This is a genomic window from Pseudomonas sp. Pseu.R1, assembly GCF_045764065.1.
Classification (GTDB): Bacteria; Pseudomonadota; Gammaproteobacteria; order Pseudomonadales; family Pseudomonadaceae; genus Aquipseudomonas.
On record NZ_JBJGEE020000001.1, the window covers coordinates 3,676,297 to 3,692,213 of the forward strand.

Consider the following 15,917-nt stretch of genomic DNA (forward strand, 5'->3'; position numbering starts at 1 on the left):
TTTGGTTTTTTAATTTTGGGTTTTGGCTTGGAATTCTTACTCTGATGCCGTGCTGGCGAATAGGCCTGAAAGGCATCAATGTAGCGATCTAAAGCCAAACGCCCTCACCCCCACCGCGCCAACACCTCAGGCAACTGCGTCAGACTATTGATCTCGGCATCCGGCAATATGTCCGCCTCCCACGCCTTGCCGCTCGGGTTGTACCAGATCGCCCGCAAGCCCGCCTGCTGGGCGCCTGCAATGTCGTCGCCCGGATGATCACCCACGTGAACGGCATGAGCGGCTTGGGCCTTGCCGCGCTTCAGGGCTTCGAGGAAAGGCGCAGGATCGGGCTTGCCGATGCCCAGATCCTCCGCACACAGCGCAAAGGCGAAATAGTCTGCCAGACCCAAGCGGCGGACATCTGCGTTGCCGTTGGTCACGACGCCCAAGGTGTAAGACTTGGTGAGGATTTCCAGCGTTGGCACCACTTCCGGGAAGATATCCAGCTGATGGCGCCCCCTCAGGAACACTTCGAAACTTTGTTCCGCCAGATCCTGCGCTTCGCTGTGGCTGTAGCCTGCATCTTCCAGCGCGTGAAACAGTACCCGGCGCCGCAGTGCACTGATCCGGTGCTTGAAACTGGGATCGGCCTCGACCAGGCGCGCGCGGATTTCCCACAAGTGCTCCACCGGCACCGGGCCCAGTTTTGGCGCATTGGCACCCAGCCAGTCGCGCAACATAGCCTCTGCGCTGACGATAGCGGGTGCGGTTTCCCACAGGGTGTCGTCCAGGTCGAAGGTGATCAGCTTGATGCTCATTCAGAAGAATCCTTGCGTTTGGCCCGAGGATGAGCGCTGTCGTACACGTTCGACAGGTGCTGGAAATCCAGGTGGGTGTAAATCTGAGTCGTGGTGATGTCGGCGTGGCCAAGCAGTTCTTGCACGCCACGCAAGTCCTGGGATGATTCGAGCAGATGGCTGGCGAACGAGTGCCGCAGCATGTGCGGGTGCAGGTTCTGGCCCAGTTCGCGTTCGCCAGCGACCTTGACCCGAACCTGGATCGCGCGCGGCCCCAAACGTCGGCCTTGTTGGCTGACAAACACCGCATCATCCTGAGGGTTGGCCAGTGCGCGTTGTTTTAACCACGCCGCCAGCGCTTCACGGGCTTTTCGGCCGACCGGAAGCACGCGAGTCTTATTGCCCTTGCCGAGCACTTGAACCAGACCGTCTGCGAGGTCAAGTTGCTCACAGTTAAGCCCGGTCAGCTCTGATAACCGCAAGCCCGACGAATAAAACAGTTCGAGAATCGCGTGATCGCGGCGCGCGAGAAACTCGTCCTCAACGCCCCCTTCCAGCAATTGCAGCGCGCGGTCTGCATCCAGCGTTTTCGGCAGCCGGCGCTCACCTTTCGGCGGCGACAGGCCATTGGCAGGATCGTGCTCACAGATCCCTTCGCGATTGAGATACTGGTAGAAACCGCGCACGGCAGACAGCAGTCTCGCGATGCTGCGAGAGGACTGGCCTTGATGGTGGAGTTGAGCGACAAGGGTGCGCATGGCGGCCGGGTCCAGCGCTTTCCAGTCGGTGATGCGCTGTTTGTCACAAAAGCCCATCACGCGACTCAAATCCCGACGATAAGCCTCCAGCGTGTGGCTCGACACTTGGCGCTCGCTGCGCAGGTGTGTGCAGTAAGCGTCCAGTTGCCGTTCCATGGCTAGCGCACCGAGCGCAAGGCGTTGGTGAAGCGCGGCAGCAGGCGGCTCAGCACGTCGGCGATGTAGGTCAGGAACAGCGTGCCCACCGAGCTTTTGTAGTGCTGCGGGTCGCGGCTGCCGATGGCGAGCACGCCATGCAGGCCCAGATGATTCAGCGCGACGATGGCGGTGGAACCGACCTCTTTGCTTTGATCGGCACCGAACAGAAACTCCAGTTCGTGCTCGCGCAGAGCGCCACACACGGTCTTACCGCCGGACAGCAGGCTGCCGATGGTTTTCTGTGCTTCTGCGCTGCTGACCCAGCGGCCGACGGTCATCGGGTTGTCGCTGAACAGGATCAGGCTCACGAACGGCACCTGAAAGTCCTGACGCAGACTGTCTTCCACCGCCATGACGATTTCTTCAAGGCTGGTGGCGTCCATCAGCGCAAGGATCAGGCGACGGGTTTTCTCGAAAAGTCGGTCGTTGTCACGCGCCACATCCATCAATTGAGAGAGGCGGTGACGCATCTCGATGTTGCGCTCGCGCAGCAACTTCAACTGGCGCTCGACCAGAGAAACGGTGTCGCCGCGCTGATGAGGAATGCGCATCGCGGCGAGCAGTTCATCGTGCTCGGCAAAGAAGTCCGGGTGTTTGTGCAGCCAGGCCGCGACAGCCTCGGCTTCAAGCGCAGGCACTGTCTGATCGGCGAAGGTCTCGCCGGGCGTGTCGATTGAAGTCTGAGGCTTGTCGGTCATTGCATGCTCTCACTCATAGACGAACTTGGCCTTCATAGACCCTGACGGCCGGGCCGGTCATCAACACCGGATGACCAGGCCCCGCCCACTCAATGGACAGGCGTCCGCCTGGCAGATCGATCAGCAGTGGCGAATCCATCCAGCCTTGACTGATGGCCGCAACCGCCGCCGCACACGCGCCCGTGCCGCAGGCCTGGGTTTCCCCGGCGCCGCGCTCCCAAACGCGCAGTTGGGCGCGCTGACGGTCGACGACATGCAGAAAACCCACGTTCACCCGAGCCGGAAAGCGAGGATGATGCTCGATCTTCGGGCCGAGGCTGTGAACGGGGGCGTTATTGATGTCGTAGACCCGCAGGACGGCGTGAGGGTTGCCCATCGACACTGCCGCCAGCTCGACGCTTTCGCCGTCGACGTCCAGCGTGTAGCTGGTCGCCTGTTGCGGCGCATCGAAGGGGATATCGGCCGGGGCCAGACGCGGCGCGCCCATGTCGACGCTGATCTGCCCATCGCTGCGGATGTCCAGTTCGATGATGCCGCTTTTGGTTTCGACGCGGATCAGCTTCTTGGCCGTCAGGCGCTTGTCCAGCACGAAGCGGGCAAAGCAGCGCGCGCCGTTGCCGCACTGCTCGACCTCGGAGCCGTCGGAGTTGAAGATTCGGTAGCGGAAGTCCACGTCCGGGTTGTTCGGCGCTTCGACCAGTAGCAGTTGATCGAAACCGATACCGGTGTGCCGATCGCCCCATTGTTTGGCGTGCTTGGGCAAAATGTGCGCGTGCTGGCTCACGAGGTCCAGCACCATGAAGTCATTGCCCAGGCCGTGCATCTTGGTAAAACGCAGCAGCATGGGATTACTCCGGCAACAGGCTTTCGCCAGCGAACAGCTCTGTCAGGGTTTCACGACGGCGTACTTCGAATGCCTGATCGCCGTCGACCAACACTTCAGCGGTACGGCCGCGCGTGTTGTAGTTCGAGCTCATGACGAAGCCGTAGGCACCGGCCGAATGCACGGTCAGCAGATCGCCCTCGGCCAGCGCTAGCTCGCGCTCTTTGGCCAAGAAGTCGCCGGTTTCGCAGATCGGGCCAACGATGTCGTAGGTACGCGCCGCGCCATCGCGAGGCTGAACGGCTTTCACGTCCATCCACGCCTGATACAGCGCCGGACGGATCAGGTCGTTCATCGCCGCGTCGACGATGGCGAAATCCTTGTGCTCGGTGTGCTTGAGATACTCGACGCGGGTCAGCAGCACGCCTGCGTTGGCGACGATGAAACGGCCCGGTTCGAACATCAATGCCAGATCGCGGCCTTCAATGCGTTCGCGCACGGCCTTGATGTAATCGCCTGCCAGTGGCGGTTCTTCATCGCGATAACGCACGCCCAAACCACCGCCCAGGTCCAGATGACGCAGTTGAATGCCGCAGTCGCTCAGGCGATCGACCAGATCCAGCAGGCGGTCCAGCGCATCGACGAAAGGCGACAGCGTGGTCAGTTGCGAACCGATGTGGCAATCGACGCCGACCACTTCCAGGTTTGGCAGTTGCGAGGCGCGGACATAGACGTCTTCGGCGTCAGCGATGGCGATGCCGAACTTGTTCTCTTTCAAACCGGTGGAAATGTACGGGTGCGTGCCTGCATCGACGTCCGGGTTCACGCGCAGGGAAACCGGGGCGCGAACGCCCATTTCGGCGGCCACGACCTGCAGGCGCTCCAGTTCGTCGGTGGATTCGACGTTGAAGCAATGGACACCGACTTCAAGCGCACGGCGCATGTCGTCGCGAGTCTTGCCGACACCGGAGAACACGATCTTGTCAGCCTGACCGCCAGCGGCCAGCACCCGCTCAAGCTCGCCACGGGAAACGATGTCGAAACCGGCGCCCAGACGCGCTAGGACATTGAGTACACCCAGGTTCGAGTTGGCTTTGACGGCGAAACAGACCAGATGCGGCATGCCGTTCAAGGCGTCGGCGTAGGCGCGGTATTGTGCTTCGATGTGGGCTCGGGAGTAGACATAGGTCGGCGTGCCGAAACGTTCGGCAATGGCAGACAATGCCACTCCTTCCGCGAACAGTTCACCGTCGCGGTAGTTGAAGGCGTCCATGGTCAGTCCCTAGTAGGTCGAGTGCTTGTGCGAGTGCGAAGAGTTGTCCGCGCCAGGGGCATTGGACGTTTCGCCGTCCGGCAGGTACAGCGGACCTTTCTGACCGCAGGCAGAGACCAGGCACGCAACAGCGAGGAGCGCGGCCAGGGAGGAAATCAGGCGCTTCATGGCGAAATCCTTTGTATAAGCATTAATTGCGCCCGAGTATACCGACCACCCGACAGATTGCCTATGCGCCACGGCTCCCGTCCGGCGGGGCTTTGACGCGGGCGCCCGGGAGGCGAGGGATTGGCGGGCGTTTTTTGGCGCGGCAATCTGCAAATGGGCGGGTAAGCTTTGCAATTGGGCGCAAGCGACCGTATCTTGCGTCGCTGCGCCATCCGCAGACACTTTCGAGGTTCCCGCAATGAGTTTGACCGAAGCCCGCTTTCATGACCTGGTCGATGCTACTCAAGAAAAACTTGAGGATATCTTCGACGAGAGCGACCTGGATCTGGACCTTGAGAGTTCGGCCGGTGTGCTGACCGTGAAATTCGAAAACGGCACTCAGTTCATTTTCAGCCGTCAGGAGCCGCTGCGTCAGTTGTGGCTGGCGGCGGTCGCTGGTGGTTTCCACTTCGATTACGACGAAGAGGAAAAGCGCTGGGTGTGCGACAAGACCGAAGAGCTGCTGGGCGAGATGCTGACGCGTCTGGCGAACACCCAGGCAGGCGTTGAGGTCGATTTCGACGCGGTTGACGGCAACTGATCGTGACCACCAGCGCTGCCCCTGTCAGACCGCCGAAGCCGCTGTACAGCAACGTCAGCCCGGCGGTGCCATCGCCGTGCATCAGTGTGTGCAGGCTCGATGAGCAGAAAGTTTGTACAGGATGTTTCCGCCATGTCGAAGACATCCGCGAGTGGCGGGCTGCGACGGATGAGCGTCGGCGGGAGATCGTGCGGCAGGCGGATCAACGCCGGGCTCCACGCTGACTTTACGGTTCGCCGGGACCTTGTGGGAGCCGCCTTGGTGGCGAATGCGGCGTGTCAGGCGCCATCAATGAACATGACCCACCGTTTTCGCCACCAAGGCGGCTCCCACAGGTCGGTGTTCACAATGACGGCTCAAGCCTCCTCCATCGCCTCATTCAGCGACTTCTCCAGCTCGGCCTTGTAGCGCAGGAACAGAATCGTCTCGCCCCGCGTATCCGCCAGAATGCCCGACAGATCAAGATCCGTGATGTAGCACCGATAGCGCTGCGGTTCGCGACGCTGGTCGAGAATCTGACGAGCAACGACGCTAAACAGTTGCTCGCCGAACTCCAGCTCCGAAAACTCCATCCCGTCGCAGTACAGCGTGACGTTGACCTGCCCTGGCGATGCTTCTTCGACAATGGCTTGTACGTCATAGAAGGGTTTGTCGGTCGACATCACTGGGCCGAGCCGTTGCTCGATCCGCCTCGCGCGGCCGGCGCCGTCTGGCGTGATGCGGTAATACAGGGTTTCCAGCGTCGAGGGTTCAAGCGGGTTGTCCAACGGCAGCAACGCGCCGCGTCGGAACATCAACGATTGCAGGAAACGTTGCAGTGGCACCAGCAAACTCGGCTCGTCGTGATAGGGCAGGCGCTGATGCCAAAGAGCGTTGTGTTCGTCGAGCACGTAAATATCGGCGTTTGGCTCGTTGAGCCGATAGAACACCTGAATGCATTCGGGCTGGCCATGGGGAATTATCAGCGACAGATCGCTGTCGTCCAGCGCCTGCGGGTCCAGATGAATCGGGCTGTAGGTCTGTAGTTCCTCGCCCAGATACTCGTAAAGCGCGGGCAGGTTATCCAGTACGACGTGACTCACTTGGCCGGGCGTCATTTCCAGAACGTGGTAGCGATACTGGACCTGAATCAGATAGCGATGATTCAACTGTCGGGACAGCAACAATTGCGCCGTATTCACCAGCTCCTCGACCCGCTGGGCAATTGCGGGCGCTCGGTTGTGGCAGAAGCAGCGCACGTGAATGATGGGTTTGGGCGACGTTTGCGGCAGGTTGTTCAGCAGTTCGGTCAGGCAATCGAACAGCGCATTCGGACCATCGAAGCGATTGACCAGCACTTCGTTCCAGCTATTGAGCGTGATCTGGTCGAAGGTCAGTACCAGATTTTCCCGGACCCCGGCATAACTCAAGGAGTCGGTGCGCTCGGTCGTCATCAGGATGTTCAGGTCCTTGTGGTGCTTGAGCGGGTCGACGCCGACGTTCACTAGCAGCAAGATCTCGCTGGGCACACTCGGACGTAGCAGCGCTTCGTCAGACACCATCCCGAGTGGCATCGGGATGGTCTGTTGCAGCGCGCCTTGCAGATTGAACAGTTCGAATTCGGTGAGATCGCTGGTGCCGGGATGCAGGGCCAGCCGCGTGCTGCTGTCGATCACGTTGTTGCGATGGCACCAGACAAGCAACTCCAGCAGTTCGCGGCTACGTTTGATCGGCGCGAAGGATTCCCACTCATGCACGCCGAGGTTGCCGTTATACAGGCCCCACTGGTATTTGCCGGGTTCGCGTTTATTGGGGGATTGCACCAGTGTCAGCGTGTCTTCGGCCAGGTCCGGGGCGATGCCCGGATTGACGAACTCGACCTTGCCCGCCTTGCGCTCAAAGGCCGCATAGAGACGACGCCCCAGCAGGTTGAGGTCGCGCTTGTTGATCGAGTTGACGGTGTTTTGCGTGCGCGCGAACTGGGTCAAAAAGCGATAGCTGAAGTTGAGTTCACTGACCAGTGCGCGGCGCTCACTGGCGACTTGTCGCACTTTCCATTGGCTGCGGCTGTCGAGCAGCGCCAACTGGCGCTCGTCCCACTTCCACTCCTTGGCCAGCCGCTCCAACAGCAGACGCTGCCAACGGGTTGCCCGTTGCCGAGGTGAGCCCGTCAACTTCTTGTTCACTTTGAGGTACAGGCTGCGACGCACAAGCTCCAGTCGCTCAGGCTCGCCCCGCGCCAGCAAATACTCCTCAATGCGGCGGTACACCATCATGTAGGGGTCGAGTTCGTCGAGGTCCACCCGGCTGGCGAAGATCTCTTTCTTCATGCGCATGCTCAGGCACTGCACTTGCGGATGCTCGCTGGCATATGCCTCCGTCAGCAGCAGTTTGAGCACGGACTTGTAAGGCGATTCGATACCCTTGAACAACTGCCAGAGCCCGGCCCCGATGAACTCTCCCGGAGGGATGTGGGACATGTTGCCCAGATCGAGCACTTCGTCTTCACGGATGAAGCGCTTGGACAGCAGCGTGTGGGTGTACTCGGCGTAGCGAGCCTCTTCGTAGACCGGCACCAGCCACCAGATGGGTGTACGGCCAGCCAGCCAGATGGCCGTGCGGTAAAACTCGTCGAGCAGCAGATAGTGCTGCGTGGTGCCGCAATCTTCGCCGCTGAGTTGGGCATCGCGCTCGCCCAGCACGAAACGCTCGGGGTCGATCAGGAAGAAATGTGCTTCGGCGCCCATCGTCGCCGCCCAAGCCTCCAGCGCCTGGCACTTTTTGCGTAATTCGTTGACCTCATCGGGCGACAGGTGGGTGTCGTGGCAGATCCACACGTCCATGTCGCTGTTATCGGCCTGAGCCAACGTGCCCAGGCTGCCCATCAGAAAAATGCCATGAATGGGCTGAGGCGGATTGCCGCGACGGGGTTTGTAGGAGAAAGACCGGGTCAGCCGCTGAGCTTCGGCCAGGGCCTGAGCGTCGGGTTCGTAGTGGGAAACCCCGGCTGGTGTAGCGCCTGATACATAACCTGGCAGCAGAGGATGGTTGACGTGAAAAAACAGTGGCAGCAACGCCAGTACCGACTGCTGACGCGTGGACAGCCCCTCATTGGCGCGACTCAGCCGCCCTTCGTTGAGGGTGAGAAAACGGTTGCGCAACTGGCTGAGGACCTTGCGGTCAATACCCTCATCCAGATCGGGGCGGATCTCGAAACTACGAATCATCGCGACTCAAAGCCGACGGACGGCACTGCTGGGGTGGCGAGCAAGGCGACAGGCAAGAAGGTTTAGCGGTCGTGAGGCGGCTTTGTCTTTTTTCTGGCGCCAGAATTTTATCGGCGCAGCATCTTATAAATGAAGGGTTCGCGAAACCTTTATTTCAAGGGGGTTGAACAAAGGTCTCGCGACGCGACGGCCTCAGGCCGCTTCCTGTTGGGGGGACAAAATGATCAGCAACGATTGGGCGTGTTCGGCTGCATCCAGTCCCAGGCTGGTCAAGTAGCCGCCGTCGACCTGAGTCGTCAGGCCTTTGTCGAAAAGTCGTTGGGCCGCGGCAACGGCGGCGGGGGCCGCAATGTGGTGGACCTTCAGGCCCTCTTGAGTGTTGCGCAGGTTGTAAAGCGACAGGATTTCCAGTTCGGCAACCAATTCAGGGGTGAACGACATAGGTGCTCCAGACTTTTTCTAATGGATGACACGGCGATGGAATCGCAGACAGGACGGCCCCGTAGATCAAGCGGCAGCGGGGCATCTGGAGTGTAGTAAGCGTCTGGAGTTTTTGCAGGAAGTATCTGGCCGGTCGTCAGGTCAGACACAGCAACTTTAACTGACGCACCGCTTTCGCCACCAAGGCGGCTCCCACAAGGATAGCGCCGGAATCACATTTTTGTTCTCGACGCTGGAACTGTGGGAGCCGGCTTGCTGGCGAAGACCATAGACCAGTCAGCATCGTCAGTCAGTCGGACACAGAGCGTTTGCATCCCACCATAGAATCTCCCGCAGGCCCAGTAAGCCTGTGGCGGAGAGTGTCACTCCTCGTCATCCAGCTCCACACCCGGCGGCAGCTCCGGCAAGGCGCGCAGGGCCTTTTCGTACCATTCGGTGTTGAACGGGCGATCTTCTTCAAGGATGCCGTCGATTTCCACCGCCAGCACGTGAGCCATCATATTGAGGATGTCGTCACGCTCGTAACCGACCAGAGTCAGTTTGTTGAACGTGGCCTTTGCGGCAGGCGGGTTGTCGCTTTCGATCTGGTTTTCGATGGCTTGAATCAAGGTCGATTCAGCAAATGCTTCATCGTCATTGTCGATCTGGTCGCTCATGGCAGACTCCTCGGGAAAGTCGCAGTTTACCTTCAATTGAGGGGCGCGTGATTCTGCATGCACATGACCCGCATCAACGACCCTGCAATGGCGAGCTGCTAGCGTGATAGCCGCTCTGCGTAAGGCCCTTGTGCCGGGCCGAGCGGCAATGATCGCCCAAAGAGGCCAAGGAGGCCTGTCAATGTTCAAGCTCTACGGATTCGCTTCGAGTAACTACTTCAACATGGTCAAGCTGGCGTTGCTGGAGAAGCAATTGCCGTTTGACGTCGTGTCGATGCACGGCTGTCAGAATCCTGAAACGCTGGCCGTCAGTGCTCGCGGCAAGATCCCTGTTCTGGAAACCGAAGCAGGTTTCATCAGCGAAACCGACGTCATTCTGCGCTATCTGGAGGATGTGCACCCCCAGATTTCATTACTGCCTGCTGATCCGTTTCGGCGAGCGCAAGTCTGGACGCTGGTCAAGGAAATCGAACTGTACATCGAGTTGCCCGCGCGGCTCTGCTATGTGGAGGTGCTGTTTGGCGGGCGCGCGACACCCGAGGCGCTCAAGGCAAAAGCCCGAAGGGATTTGATCAAGGGTTTTGCGGCGCTGGCGCGCAGAGGGCACTTTGCACCTTATGTGGCGGGGTCGACGTTCACGCTGGCCGACATCTATTTCATGTACACCGTGGATCTGGCGCAGCAGGTGGGCGAGCGATTGTTCGGATTGAATCTGCTCGATGAGGTGAAGGGGGCGAGGGCATTGCTGGAGCGGCTTAACGAGCGCGATAGTGCACGTGTTGTCGCCGTAGAGCGGGAGGCCGACTTTCCCGTGTTTCTGGCGAGGGTGAAGCCGGTCGCAGTCTAGCGAGCAACGCCTTGTAGGAGCGCGCTTGCCCGCGATTGCGGTATGCCTGTGACGAAATTGCTGTCTGGCACAACCCTATCGCGGGCAAGCGCGCTCCTACAGTCCGTGCTTAGCGGCTGGCGAGCAACCGCTTGCCACGTCCGACAGCCGCCTTGACCTGAGCTGGGGCGGTCCCGCCAATGTGGTTCCGAGCGTTGACCGAGCCTTCGAGCGTCAGCACGGCGAACACGTCCTGTTCGATCTGATCACTGAACTGGCGCAGCTCTTCCAGCGACATTTCAGCCAGGTCCTTACCGGTTTCAACGCCGTACTTCACGGCATGACCGACGATCTCGTGGCAGTCACGGAATGGCAGGCCACGGCGAACCAGATAGTCGGCCAGGTCGGTGGCAGTAGAGAAACCGCGCAGCGCCGCTTCACGCATGATCGCGTGCTTCGGTTTGATCGCCGGGATCATGTCGGCGAACGCACGCAGCGAATCGCGCAGGGTGTCGGCGGCGTCGAACAGCGGCTCTTTGTCTTCCTGGTTGTCCTTGTTGTAGGCCAGTGGCTGGCCTTTCATCAGGGTCAACAGGCCCATCAGGGCGCCGAACACGCGGCCGCTTTTGCCACGCACCAGCTCCGGCACGTCCGGGTTTTTCTTTTGCGGCATGATCGAGCTGCCGGTGCAGAAGCGGTCCGGCAGATCGATGAACTGAAATTGTGCGCTGGTCCACAGGACCAACTCTTCGGAGAAGCGCGACAGGTGCATCATTGCCACGCTGGCCGCCGAGCAGAATTCGATGGCGAAGTCGCGGTCGGAGACGCTGTCCAACGAGTTGCCGCCCACGGCTTCGAAGCCCAGCAACTGGCAGGTCAGTTCGCGGTCGATCGGGTAGGTCGTGCCCGCCAGCGCAGCGCTGCCCAGCGGCATGCGGTTGGTGCGTTTGCGGCAGTCGACCAGGCGCTCGTAGTCGCGGCTGAGCATTTCGAACCACGCCAGCATGTGGTGCCCGAAGGTCACCGGCTGTGCAGTTTGAAGGTGGGTGAAGCCTGGCATGATGGTCTCGGCTTCACGCTCGGCCAGGCCCAGCAGGCCTTCTTGCAGGCGTGTGATCTCCGCGAGGATCAGGTCGATTTCATCACGCAGCCACAGGCGAATGTCGGTCGCGACCTGGTCATTACGGCTGCGTCCGGTGTGCAGTTTTTTGCCCGTGATGCCGATGCGGTCGGTCAGACGCGCTTCGATGTTCATGTGCACGTCTTCCAGGTCCACGCGCCAGTCGAACGAGCCTGCCTCGATCTCGCCCTGAATGGTTTTCAGGCCGTCGATGATGGTGTCACGCTCGGCATCGGTCAGTACGCCCACTTTGGCCAGCATCGTGGCATGGGCGATGGAACCCATGATGTCATGGCGGTAAAGGCGTTGGTCGAAAGTGACGGATGCGGTGAAGCGTGCGACGAAGGCGTCGACGGGTTCACTGAAGCGGCCGCCCCAGGACTGGTTGGTCTTGTCGGTGCTCATGGATTCGCTCGCTGCTCTGCTGTTGACTGTACGAATGGAGATGTGGCCGATTTTAAAAGGCGCGGGCGATGATAACAGGATTGCCGGTTTTTTATGCCGGACAGCTTGCCCGCGCGGGGATGAGCGCAGAGACTGATCGTATGCAAAAAGAGCGCAACCCGCCGAGCCAGAGCGCCTCGCCCGGCAAAGAATTCTTCCTCCCGGAACTGTGTCTGCCTCAGGCGCTGCTGGTCTTGGTCGTGCTCGCGGAACTGTTGGTGCTGGTTCTGGTGCTGGTCGAACCGATGTACCCCGAATTCGACTGGGTGCGGCTGGCGCTGATTTCGCTCTTCGTGCAATGGATCGTGCTGCTGTCGGCGGGTCTGCTGTGCGGCCTGCGCCCCTGGCTGGCACGGCTGAGGCCGGGCATTGCAGGCGCGGCGGGTTGTTTGTTGGTAGTGGCGGTGACGCTGATGTGTACGGCGGTCACGGATTACTGCCAACTGACGGGAGCGACTTCGCTCGACGGGGTGGTTGAACGCTATGTTCGCTATTCGTTGATTGCTCTCATCATGTCGGCGCTGATGTTGCGCTACTTTTATCTGCAGAGTCAGTGGCGCAAACAGCAACAGGCAGAATTGCGAGCGCGGATCGAGTCATTGCAGGCACGCATCCGGCCGCACTTTCTGTTCAATACCCTCAACAGCATCGCGAGCCTTGTGACCAGCGACCCGGTCAAGGCCGAGCAGGCGGTGCTGGATTTGTCGGACCTGTTTCGCGCCAGCCTGGGCAAGCCCGGCAGCCTGACCACATGGCGCGAAGAGTTGGAATTGGCCAAACGATATCTGTCGATTGAGCAATATCGGCTCGGCGAGCGTCTACAGTTGGACTGGGACGTCAGTGCAATTCCCGACGACTTGCCGATTCCCCAGCTAACCTTGCAGCCATTACTTGAGAACGCGTTGATCTACGGTATCGCGCCCCGCGTTGAAGGCGGCGTGGTCAGAGTCGAGGCGGACTACGAACGGGGAGTATTCATATTGCGTGTCAGTAATCCCTACGACGAAGTCGCCCGGCGGCAGACTTCAAGCGGCACTCAGCAGGCCTTGGCAAATATCGGCGCCCGCATCACGGCACTTTTTGGCCCTCTCGCGAGTCTGAGCGTGGAACGCCGTGACGGTCGTCACTTCACCTGTCTACGCTATCCTTGTGCGAGACTCACGCAGGAAGCCAGTGCAATATGAATGTCCTGATCGTTGATGACGAACCCCTAGCCCGTGATCGCCTGAGCCGTCTGGTCGGCGACCTCGAGGGTTATCGGGTCCTTGAACCCAGCGCCACCAATGGCGAAGAAGCCTTGACGCTGATCGATAGTCTGAAACCCGATGTGGTGTTGCTCGACATCCGCATGCCGGGTCTGGACGGGCTGCAAGTGGCAGCCAAATTATGTGAACGCGACACCCCGCCTGCGGTGGTGTTCTGCACTGCCCATGACGAGTTCGCGCTGGAGGCTTTCCAGGTCAGCGCCGTGGGTTACCTGGTCAAACCGGTGCGTCCGGAAAATCTGCTGGAAGCACTGAAGAAGGCCGAGCGACCCAATCGCGTGCAACTGGCAGCCATGACGCGTCCTGCGGCCGAAAGCGGCAATGGCCCACGTACCCACATCAGCGCCCGCACCCGCAAGGGCATCGAGCTGATTCCACTGGATCATGTGATCTATTTCATTGCCGACCACAAATACGTGACGCTGCGCCACGAAGATGGCGAGGTGTTGCTCGATGAACCATTGAAGGCGTTGGAAGACGAATTCGGTGACCGCTTCGTGCGTATCCACCGCAACGCGCTGGTAGCTCGCGATCGTATCGAACGCTTGCAGCGCACGCCGCTGGGGCATTTTCAGTTGTTCCTGAAAGGCTTGAATGGCGACGCACTGATCGTTAGCCGCAGGCACGTGGCAGGTGTGCGCAAGATGATGCAGCAGTTGTAGCCAAGGACTCTTGGATTGCGCCTGGCTTTGTGGGAGCCGGCTTGCTGGCGAACGCGAACGATCAGTCAGGTTAATTGCAACTGACCCACCGCTTTCGCCAGCAAGCCGGTTCCCACAGATGCTGCGTCCAACCGCAGACATTCGGTGCACCACCTGATACAGCGATTGGAAGCGACACACCACCGCATGGCATTGCCCGGACGATTTGAGATCATGAGGCGTCGCAGACAGTCATCGGCCCGATTGGGCCGAGCTGTTATCATTCGCCGCATTCACTCAGTACGGATCGATCCATGTCTTCTCGCGAAATCCGCATCGCTACCCGCAAAAGTGCTCTGGCACTCTGGCAGGCCGAATACGTCAAGGCTCGTCTGGAGCAGGCGCATCCGGGCCTCATCGTGACGCTGGTGCCGATGGTCAGTCGCGGCGACAAGCTGCTCGACTCGCCGCTGTCGAAAATCGGCGGCAAGGGCCTGTTCGTCAAAGAGCTGGAAACCGCGCTGCTGGAGAACGAAGCGGATATCGCCGTGCACTCGATGAAAGACGTGCCGATGGACTTTCCGCAAGGCCTGGGCCTGTTCTGCATTTGCGAGCGTGAAGACCCGCGTGATGCCTTCGTCTCGAACACCTTCGCCAGCCTCGATGATCTGCCTGCGGGTAGCATCGTCGGCACGTCCAGCCTGCGCCGTCAGGCTCAGTTGCTGGCCTATCGTCCCGACCTGAAAATCCATTTCCTGCGCGGTAACGTCAACACGCGCCTGGCCAAGCTGGATGCCGGTGAATACGATGCCATCATCCTCGCGGCGGCCGGTTTGATTCGTCTGGGCTTCGAAGACCGCATCACCTCGGCGATCAGCATCGAAGACAGCCTCCCGGCAGGTGGCCAGGGCGCGGTCGGCATCGAGTGCCGCAGCGTCGATGTGGAGCTGCACGCTTTGTTGGCGCCTTTGCATCACGCCGAAACGGCTGTGCGCGTAACGGCCGAGCGAGCCTTGAACAAGCACTTGAACGGCGGCTGTCAGGTCCCGATTGCTTGCTACGCAGTGCTGGAGAACGATCAGCTCTGGCTGCGCGGTCTGGTTGGTGATCCTGCCGGAAGCCTGCTGCTGCGTGCCGAAGCTCGTGCGCCTCAGGCCGATGCACAGGCACTGGGTGTGCAAGTGGCCGAGGCGCTGTTGGGGCAGGGCGCTGCGACGATTCTCAAGGCGGTCTATGGCGAGGCGGACGAGGCGTGAATGGATGGCGTCTGCTGATCACGCGCCCGGCTGAAGAGTCGCAGGCGCTCGCCGAGACGCTGGCGCAAGAAGGCATATTCAGCGCCAGCCTGCCGCTTCTGGACATCGAGCCGCTGCCGGTCTCGGAAGAAACCCGCGCGATCATTTACAACCTCGCGACATACTGTGCCGTGATCGTCGTCAGCAAACCGGCAGCCCGGTTGGGGCTGGAGAGGGTCGATGAAATCTGGCCGCAGCCGCCCATGCAGCACTGGTTCACGGTCGGTGCTGCCACTGCGCAGATTCTCGATGACTACAACTTGCGCGTCTTCTTCCCCGAGCACGGCGACGACAGCGAAGCGCTGCTCGATATGCCCCAACTTCACACCACGCTTTCTTCGGTTTACAACCCCAAGGTCCTGATCATGCGGGGCGAAGACGGGCGCGAATGGTTGGCCGAGCGCTTGCGCGAACGGGGTGTTAGTGTCGATTATCTGCCGCTGTACCGCCGCAAGCTCCCGCAATACCCGGCATTTGCCTTGCCCGATACCGTGCAGGCGGAACGCTTGAACGGGCTGGTGGTCAGCAGTGGACAAGGTTTTCAACATCTGCGAGAGCTGGCGGGCGATAGCTGGCCTGAGTTGTCGCGGATGCCGTTATTCGTACCGAGCCCTCGGGTCGCTGAACTGGCACGTGAGGCCGGGGCTCAGACCGTAGTGGACTGCCGTGGCGCCAGCGCTGCGGCCTTGCTGGCAGCGCTGCGGGACTATCCTGCACCTGCCTCTCAGGCGTAATGATCGACCCGT

17 protein-coding genes are annotated in these 15,917 nt (G+C 60.4%); 7 read left to right on the forward strand and 10 right to left on the reverse strand.

The genetic code is table 11. The annotated features are described in order from the left end of the window. Positions 1-104: 104 nt before the first annotated feature. The 6 genes from ACI5GA_RS17020 to lptM are packed head-to-tail and all read right to left on the reverse strand — an operon-like array spanning position 105 to position 4,697. The gene (locus tag ACI5GA_RS17020; protein WP_404635412.1) at positions 105-800 is read right to left on the reverse strand and encodes an HAD family hydrolase; all 696 of its coding nucleotides are present in this window, start codon (positions 798-800) and stop codon (positions 105-107) included. Continuing rightward, entirely contained in the window at positions 797-1,693 is an 897-nt protein-coding gene (xerC, locus tag ACI5GA_RS17025) for a tyrosine recombinase XerC (RefSeq protein ID WP_404635411.1), read from the reverse strand. The genes ACI5GA_RS17020 and xerC overlap by 4 nt, the downstream gene beginning before the upstream one ends. A gap of 2 nt (positions 1,694-1,695) precedes the next feature. Further along, entirely contained in the window at positions 1,696-2,433 is a 738-nt protein-coding gene (locus tag ACI5GA_RS17030) for a DUF484 family protein (RefSeq protein WP_421423503.1), read from the reverse strand. 13 nt (positions 2,434-2,446) lie between these two features. Further along, complete coding sequence (dapF, locus tag ACI5GA_RS17035; protein WP_404635409.1) at positions 2,447-3,277, reverse strand: diaminopimelate epimerase; 831 nt, start codon at positions 3,275-3,277, stop codon at positions 2,447-2,449. A 4-nt stretch (positions 3,278-3,281) separates the two neighbouring features. Then, complete coding sequence (gene lysA, locus ACI5GA_RS17040) at positions 3,282-4,529, reverse strand: diaminopimelate decarboxylase (protein ID WP_421423504.1); 1,248 nt, start codon at positions 4,527-4,529, stop codon at positions 3,282-3,284. Positions 4,530-4,538: 9 nt separating this feature from the next. Beyond that, on the reverse strand, positions 4,539-4,697 hold the full coding sequence (gene lptM / locus ACI5GA_RS17045) for an LPS translocon maturation chaperone LptM (RefSeq protein ID WP_404635407.1): 159 nt from the start codon (positions 4,695-4,697) through the stop codon (positions 4,539-4,541). A 238-nt stretch (positions 4,698-4,935) separates the two neighbouring features. Between lptM and cyaY the strand changes: the two genes are divergently transcribed. After that, positions 4,936-5,277 carry an iron donor protein CyaY gene (gene cyaY / locus ACI5GA_RS17050; RefSeq protein WP_404635405.1) on the forward strand — a complete coding sequence of 114 codons (342 nt, stop codon included), beginning with the start codon at positions 4,936-4,938 and terminating at the stop codon, positions 5,275-5,277. 2 nt (positions 5,278-5,279) lie between these two features. Further along, positions 5,280-5,501, forward strand: a complete 222-nt coding sequence (locus ACI5GA_RS17055; protein ID WP_404635403.1) for a DUF1289 domain-containing protein — start codon at positions 5,280-5,282, stop codon at positions 5,499-5,501. A gap of 132 nt (positions 5,502-5,633) precedes the next feature. On the opposite strand, the gene ACI5GA_RS17060 is transcribed toward ACI5GA_RS17055, so the two are convergent. The 3 genes from ACI5GA_RS17060 to ACI5GA_RS17070 all read right to left on the reverse strand — a co-directional run bounded on the left by ACI5GA_RS17060 (position 5,634) and on the right by ACI5GA_RS17070 (position 9,580). Then, the gene (locus ACI5GA_RS17060; RefSeq protein WP_421423505.1) at positions 5,634-8,483 is read right to left on the reverse strand and encodes a class I adenylate cyclase; all 2,850 of its coding nucleotides are present in this window, start codon (positions 8,481-8,483) and stop codon (positions 5,634-5,636) included. A 192-nt stretch (positions 8,484-8,675) separates the two neighbouring features. Continuing rightward, a complete protein-coding gene (locus ACI5GA_RS17065) occupies positions 8,676-8,924 on the reverse strand; it encodes a TIGR02647 family protein (RefSeq protein ID WP_421423506.1) in 249 nt (82 codons plus the stop codon). 362 nt (positions 8,925-9,286) lie between these two features. Then, positions 9,287-9,580, reverse strand: coding sequence for a hypothetical protein (locus ACI5GA_RS17070; RefSeq protein WP_404635397.1), 294 nt, complete (start codon positions 9,578-9,580; stop codon positions 9,287-9,289). A gap of 181 nt (positions 9,581-9,761) precedes the next feature. Here ACI5GA_RS17070 and ACI5GA_RS17075 point away from each other — a divergent pair, with 181 nt between their 5' ends. Further along, a complete protein-coding gene (locus tag ACI5GA_RS17075) occupies positions 9,762-10,427 on the forward strand; it encodes a glutathione S-transferase family protein (RefSeq protein WP_404635395.1) in 666 nt (221 codons plus the stop codon). A gap of 109 nt (positions 10,428-10,536) precedes the next feature. Here the strand turns inward: ACI5GA_RS17075 and argH are convergent, their stop codons facing one another. Beyond that, positions 10,537-11,931 (reverse strand): argininosuccinate lyase, encoded by a 1,395-nt coding sequence (argH, locus tag ACI5GA_RS17080; RefSeq protein WP_421423508.1) that lies wholly within the window; start codon positions 11,929-11,931, stop codon positions 10,537-10,539. A 140-nt stretch (positions 11,932-12,071) separates the two neighbouring features. Between argH and ACI5GA_RS17085 the strand changes: the two genes are divergently transcribed. The 4 genes from ACI5GA_RS17085 to ACI5GA_RS17100 all read left to right on the forward strand — a co-directional run bounded on the left by ACI5GA_RS17085 (position 12,072) and on the right by ACI5GA_RS17100 (position 15,905). Next, positions 12,072-13,154 (forward strand): sensor histidine kinase, encoded by a 1,083-nt coding sequence (locus ACI5GA_RS17085; RefSeq protein WP_404635702.1) that lies wholly within the window; start codon positions 12,072-12,074, stop codon positions 13,152-13,154. Then, positions 13,151-13,897, forward strand: coding sequence for a LytR/AlgR family response regulator transcription factor (locus ACI5GA_RS17090; RefSeq protein ID WP_404635392.1), 747 nt, complete (start codon positions 13,151-13,153; stop codon positions 13,895-13,897). The genes ACI5GA_RS17085 and ACI5GA_RS17090 overlap by 4 nt, the downstream gene beginning before the upstream one ends. 293 nt (positions 13,898-14,190) lie before the next feature. Next, positions 14,191-15,132 (forward strand): hydroxymethylbilane synthase, encoded by a 942-nt coding sequence (gene hemC, locus ACI5GA_RS17095; RefSeq protein ID WP_421423510.1) that lies wholly within the window; start codon positions 14,191-14,193, stop codon positions 15,130-15,132. Beyond that, entirely contained in the window at positions 15,129-15,905 is a 777-nt protein-coding gene (locus ACI5GA_RS17100) for a uroporphyrinogen-III synthase (RefSeq protein WP_421423511.1), read from the forward strand. The genes hemC and ACI5GA_RS17100 overlap by 4 nt, the downstream gene beginning before the upstream one ends. Positions 15,906-15,917: the final 12 nt, after the last annotated feature.

Excerpts from the sequence above, each read along its gene's own strand:
- ACI5GA_RS17020 (WP_404635412.1), bottom strand. The coding sequence starts at position 800 with ATGAGCATCAAGCTGATCACCTTCGACCTGGACGACACCCTGTGGGAA.
- xerC (WP_404635411.1), bottom strand. The coding sequence starts at position 1,693 with ATGGAACGGCAACTGGACGCTTACTGCACACACCTGCGCAGCGAGCGC.
- ACI5GA_RS17030 (WP_421423503.1), bottom strand. The coding sequence starts at position 2,433 with ATGACCGACAAGCCTCAGACTTCAATCGACACGCCCGGCGAGACCTTC.
- dapF (WP_404635409.1), bottom strand. The coding sequence starts at position 3,277 with ATGCTGCTGCGTTTTACCAAGATGCACGGCCTGGGCAATGACTTCATG.
- lysA (WP_421423504.1), bottom strand. The coding sequence starts at position 4,529 with ATGGACGCCTTCAACTACCGCGACGGTGAACTGTTCGCGGAAGGAGTG.
- lptM (WP_404635407.1), bottom strand. The coding sequence starts at position 4,697 with ATGAAGCGCCTGATTTCCTCCCTGGCCGCGCTCCTCGCTGTTGCGTGC.
- cyaY (WP_404635405.1), top strand. The coding sequence starts at position 4,936 with ATGAGTTTGACCGAAGCCCGCTTTCATGACCTGGTCGATGCTACTCAA.
- ACI5GA_RS17060 (WP_421423505.1), bottom strand. The coding sequence starts at position 8,483 with ATGATTCGTAGTTTCGAGATCCGCCCCGATCTGGATGAGGGTATTGAC.
- ACI5GA_RS17065 (WP_421423506.1), bottom strand. The coding sequence starts at position 8,924 with ATGTCGTTCACCCCTGAATTGGTTGCCGAACTGGAAATCCTGTCGCTT.
- ACI5GA_RS17070 (WP_404635397.1), bottom strand. The coding sequence starts at position 9,580 with ATGAGCGACCAGATCGACAATGACGATGAAGCATTTGCTGAATCGACC.
- ACI5GA_RS17075 (WP_404635395.1), top strand. The coding sequence starts at position 9,762 with ATGTTCAAGCTCTACGGATTCGCTTCGAGTAACTACTTCAACATGGTC.
- argH (WP_421423508.1), bottom strand. The coding sequence starts at position 11,931 with ATGAGCACCGACAAGACCAACCAGTCCTGGGGCGGCCGCTTCAGTGAA.
- ACI5GA_RS17085 (WP_404635702.1), top strand. The coding sequence starts at position 12,072 with ATGCAAAAAGAGCGCAACCCGCCGAGCCAGAGCGCCTCGCCCGGCAAA.
- ACI5GA_RS17090 (WP_404635392.1), top strand. The coding sequence starts at position 13,151 with ATGAATGTCCTGATCGTTGATGACGAACCCCTAGCCCGTGATCGCCTG.
- hemC (WP_421423510.1), top strand. The coding sequence starts at position 14,191 with ATGTCTTCTCGCGAAATCCGCATCGCTACCCGCAAAAGTGCTCTGGCA.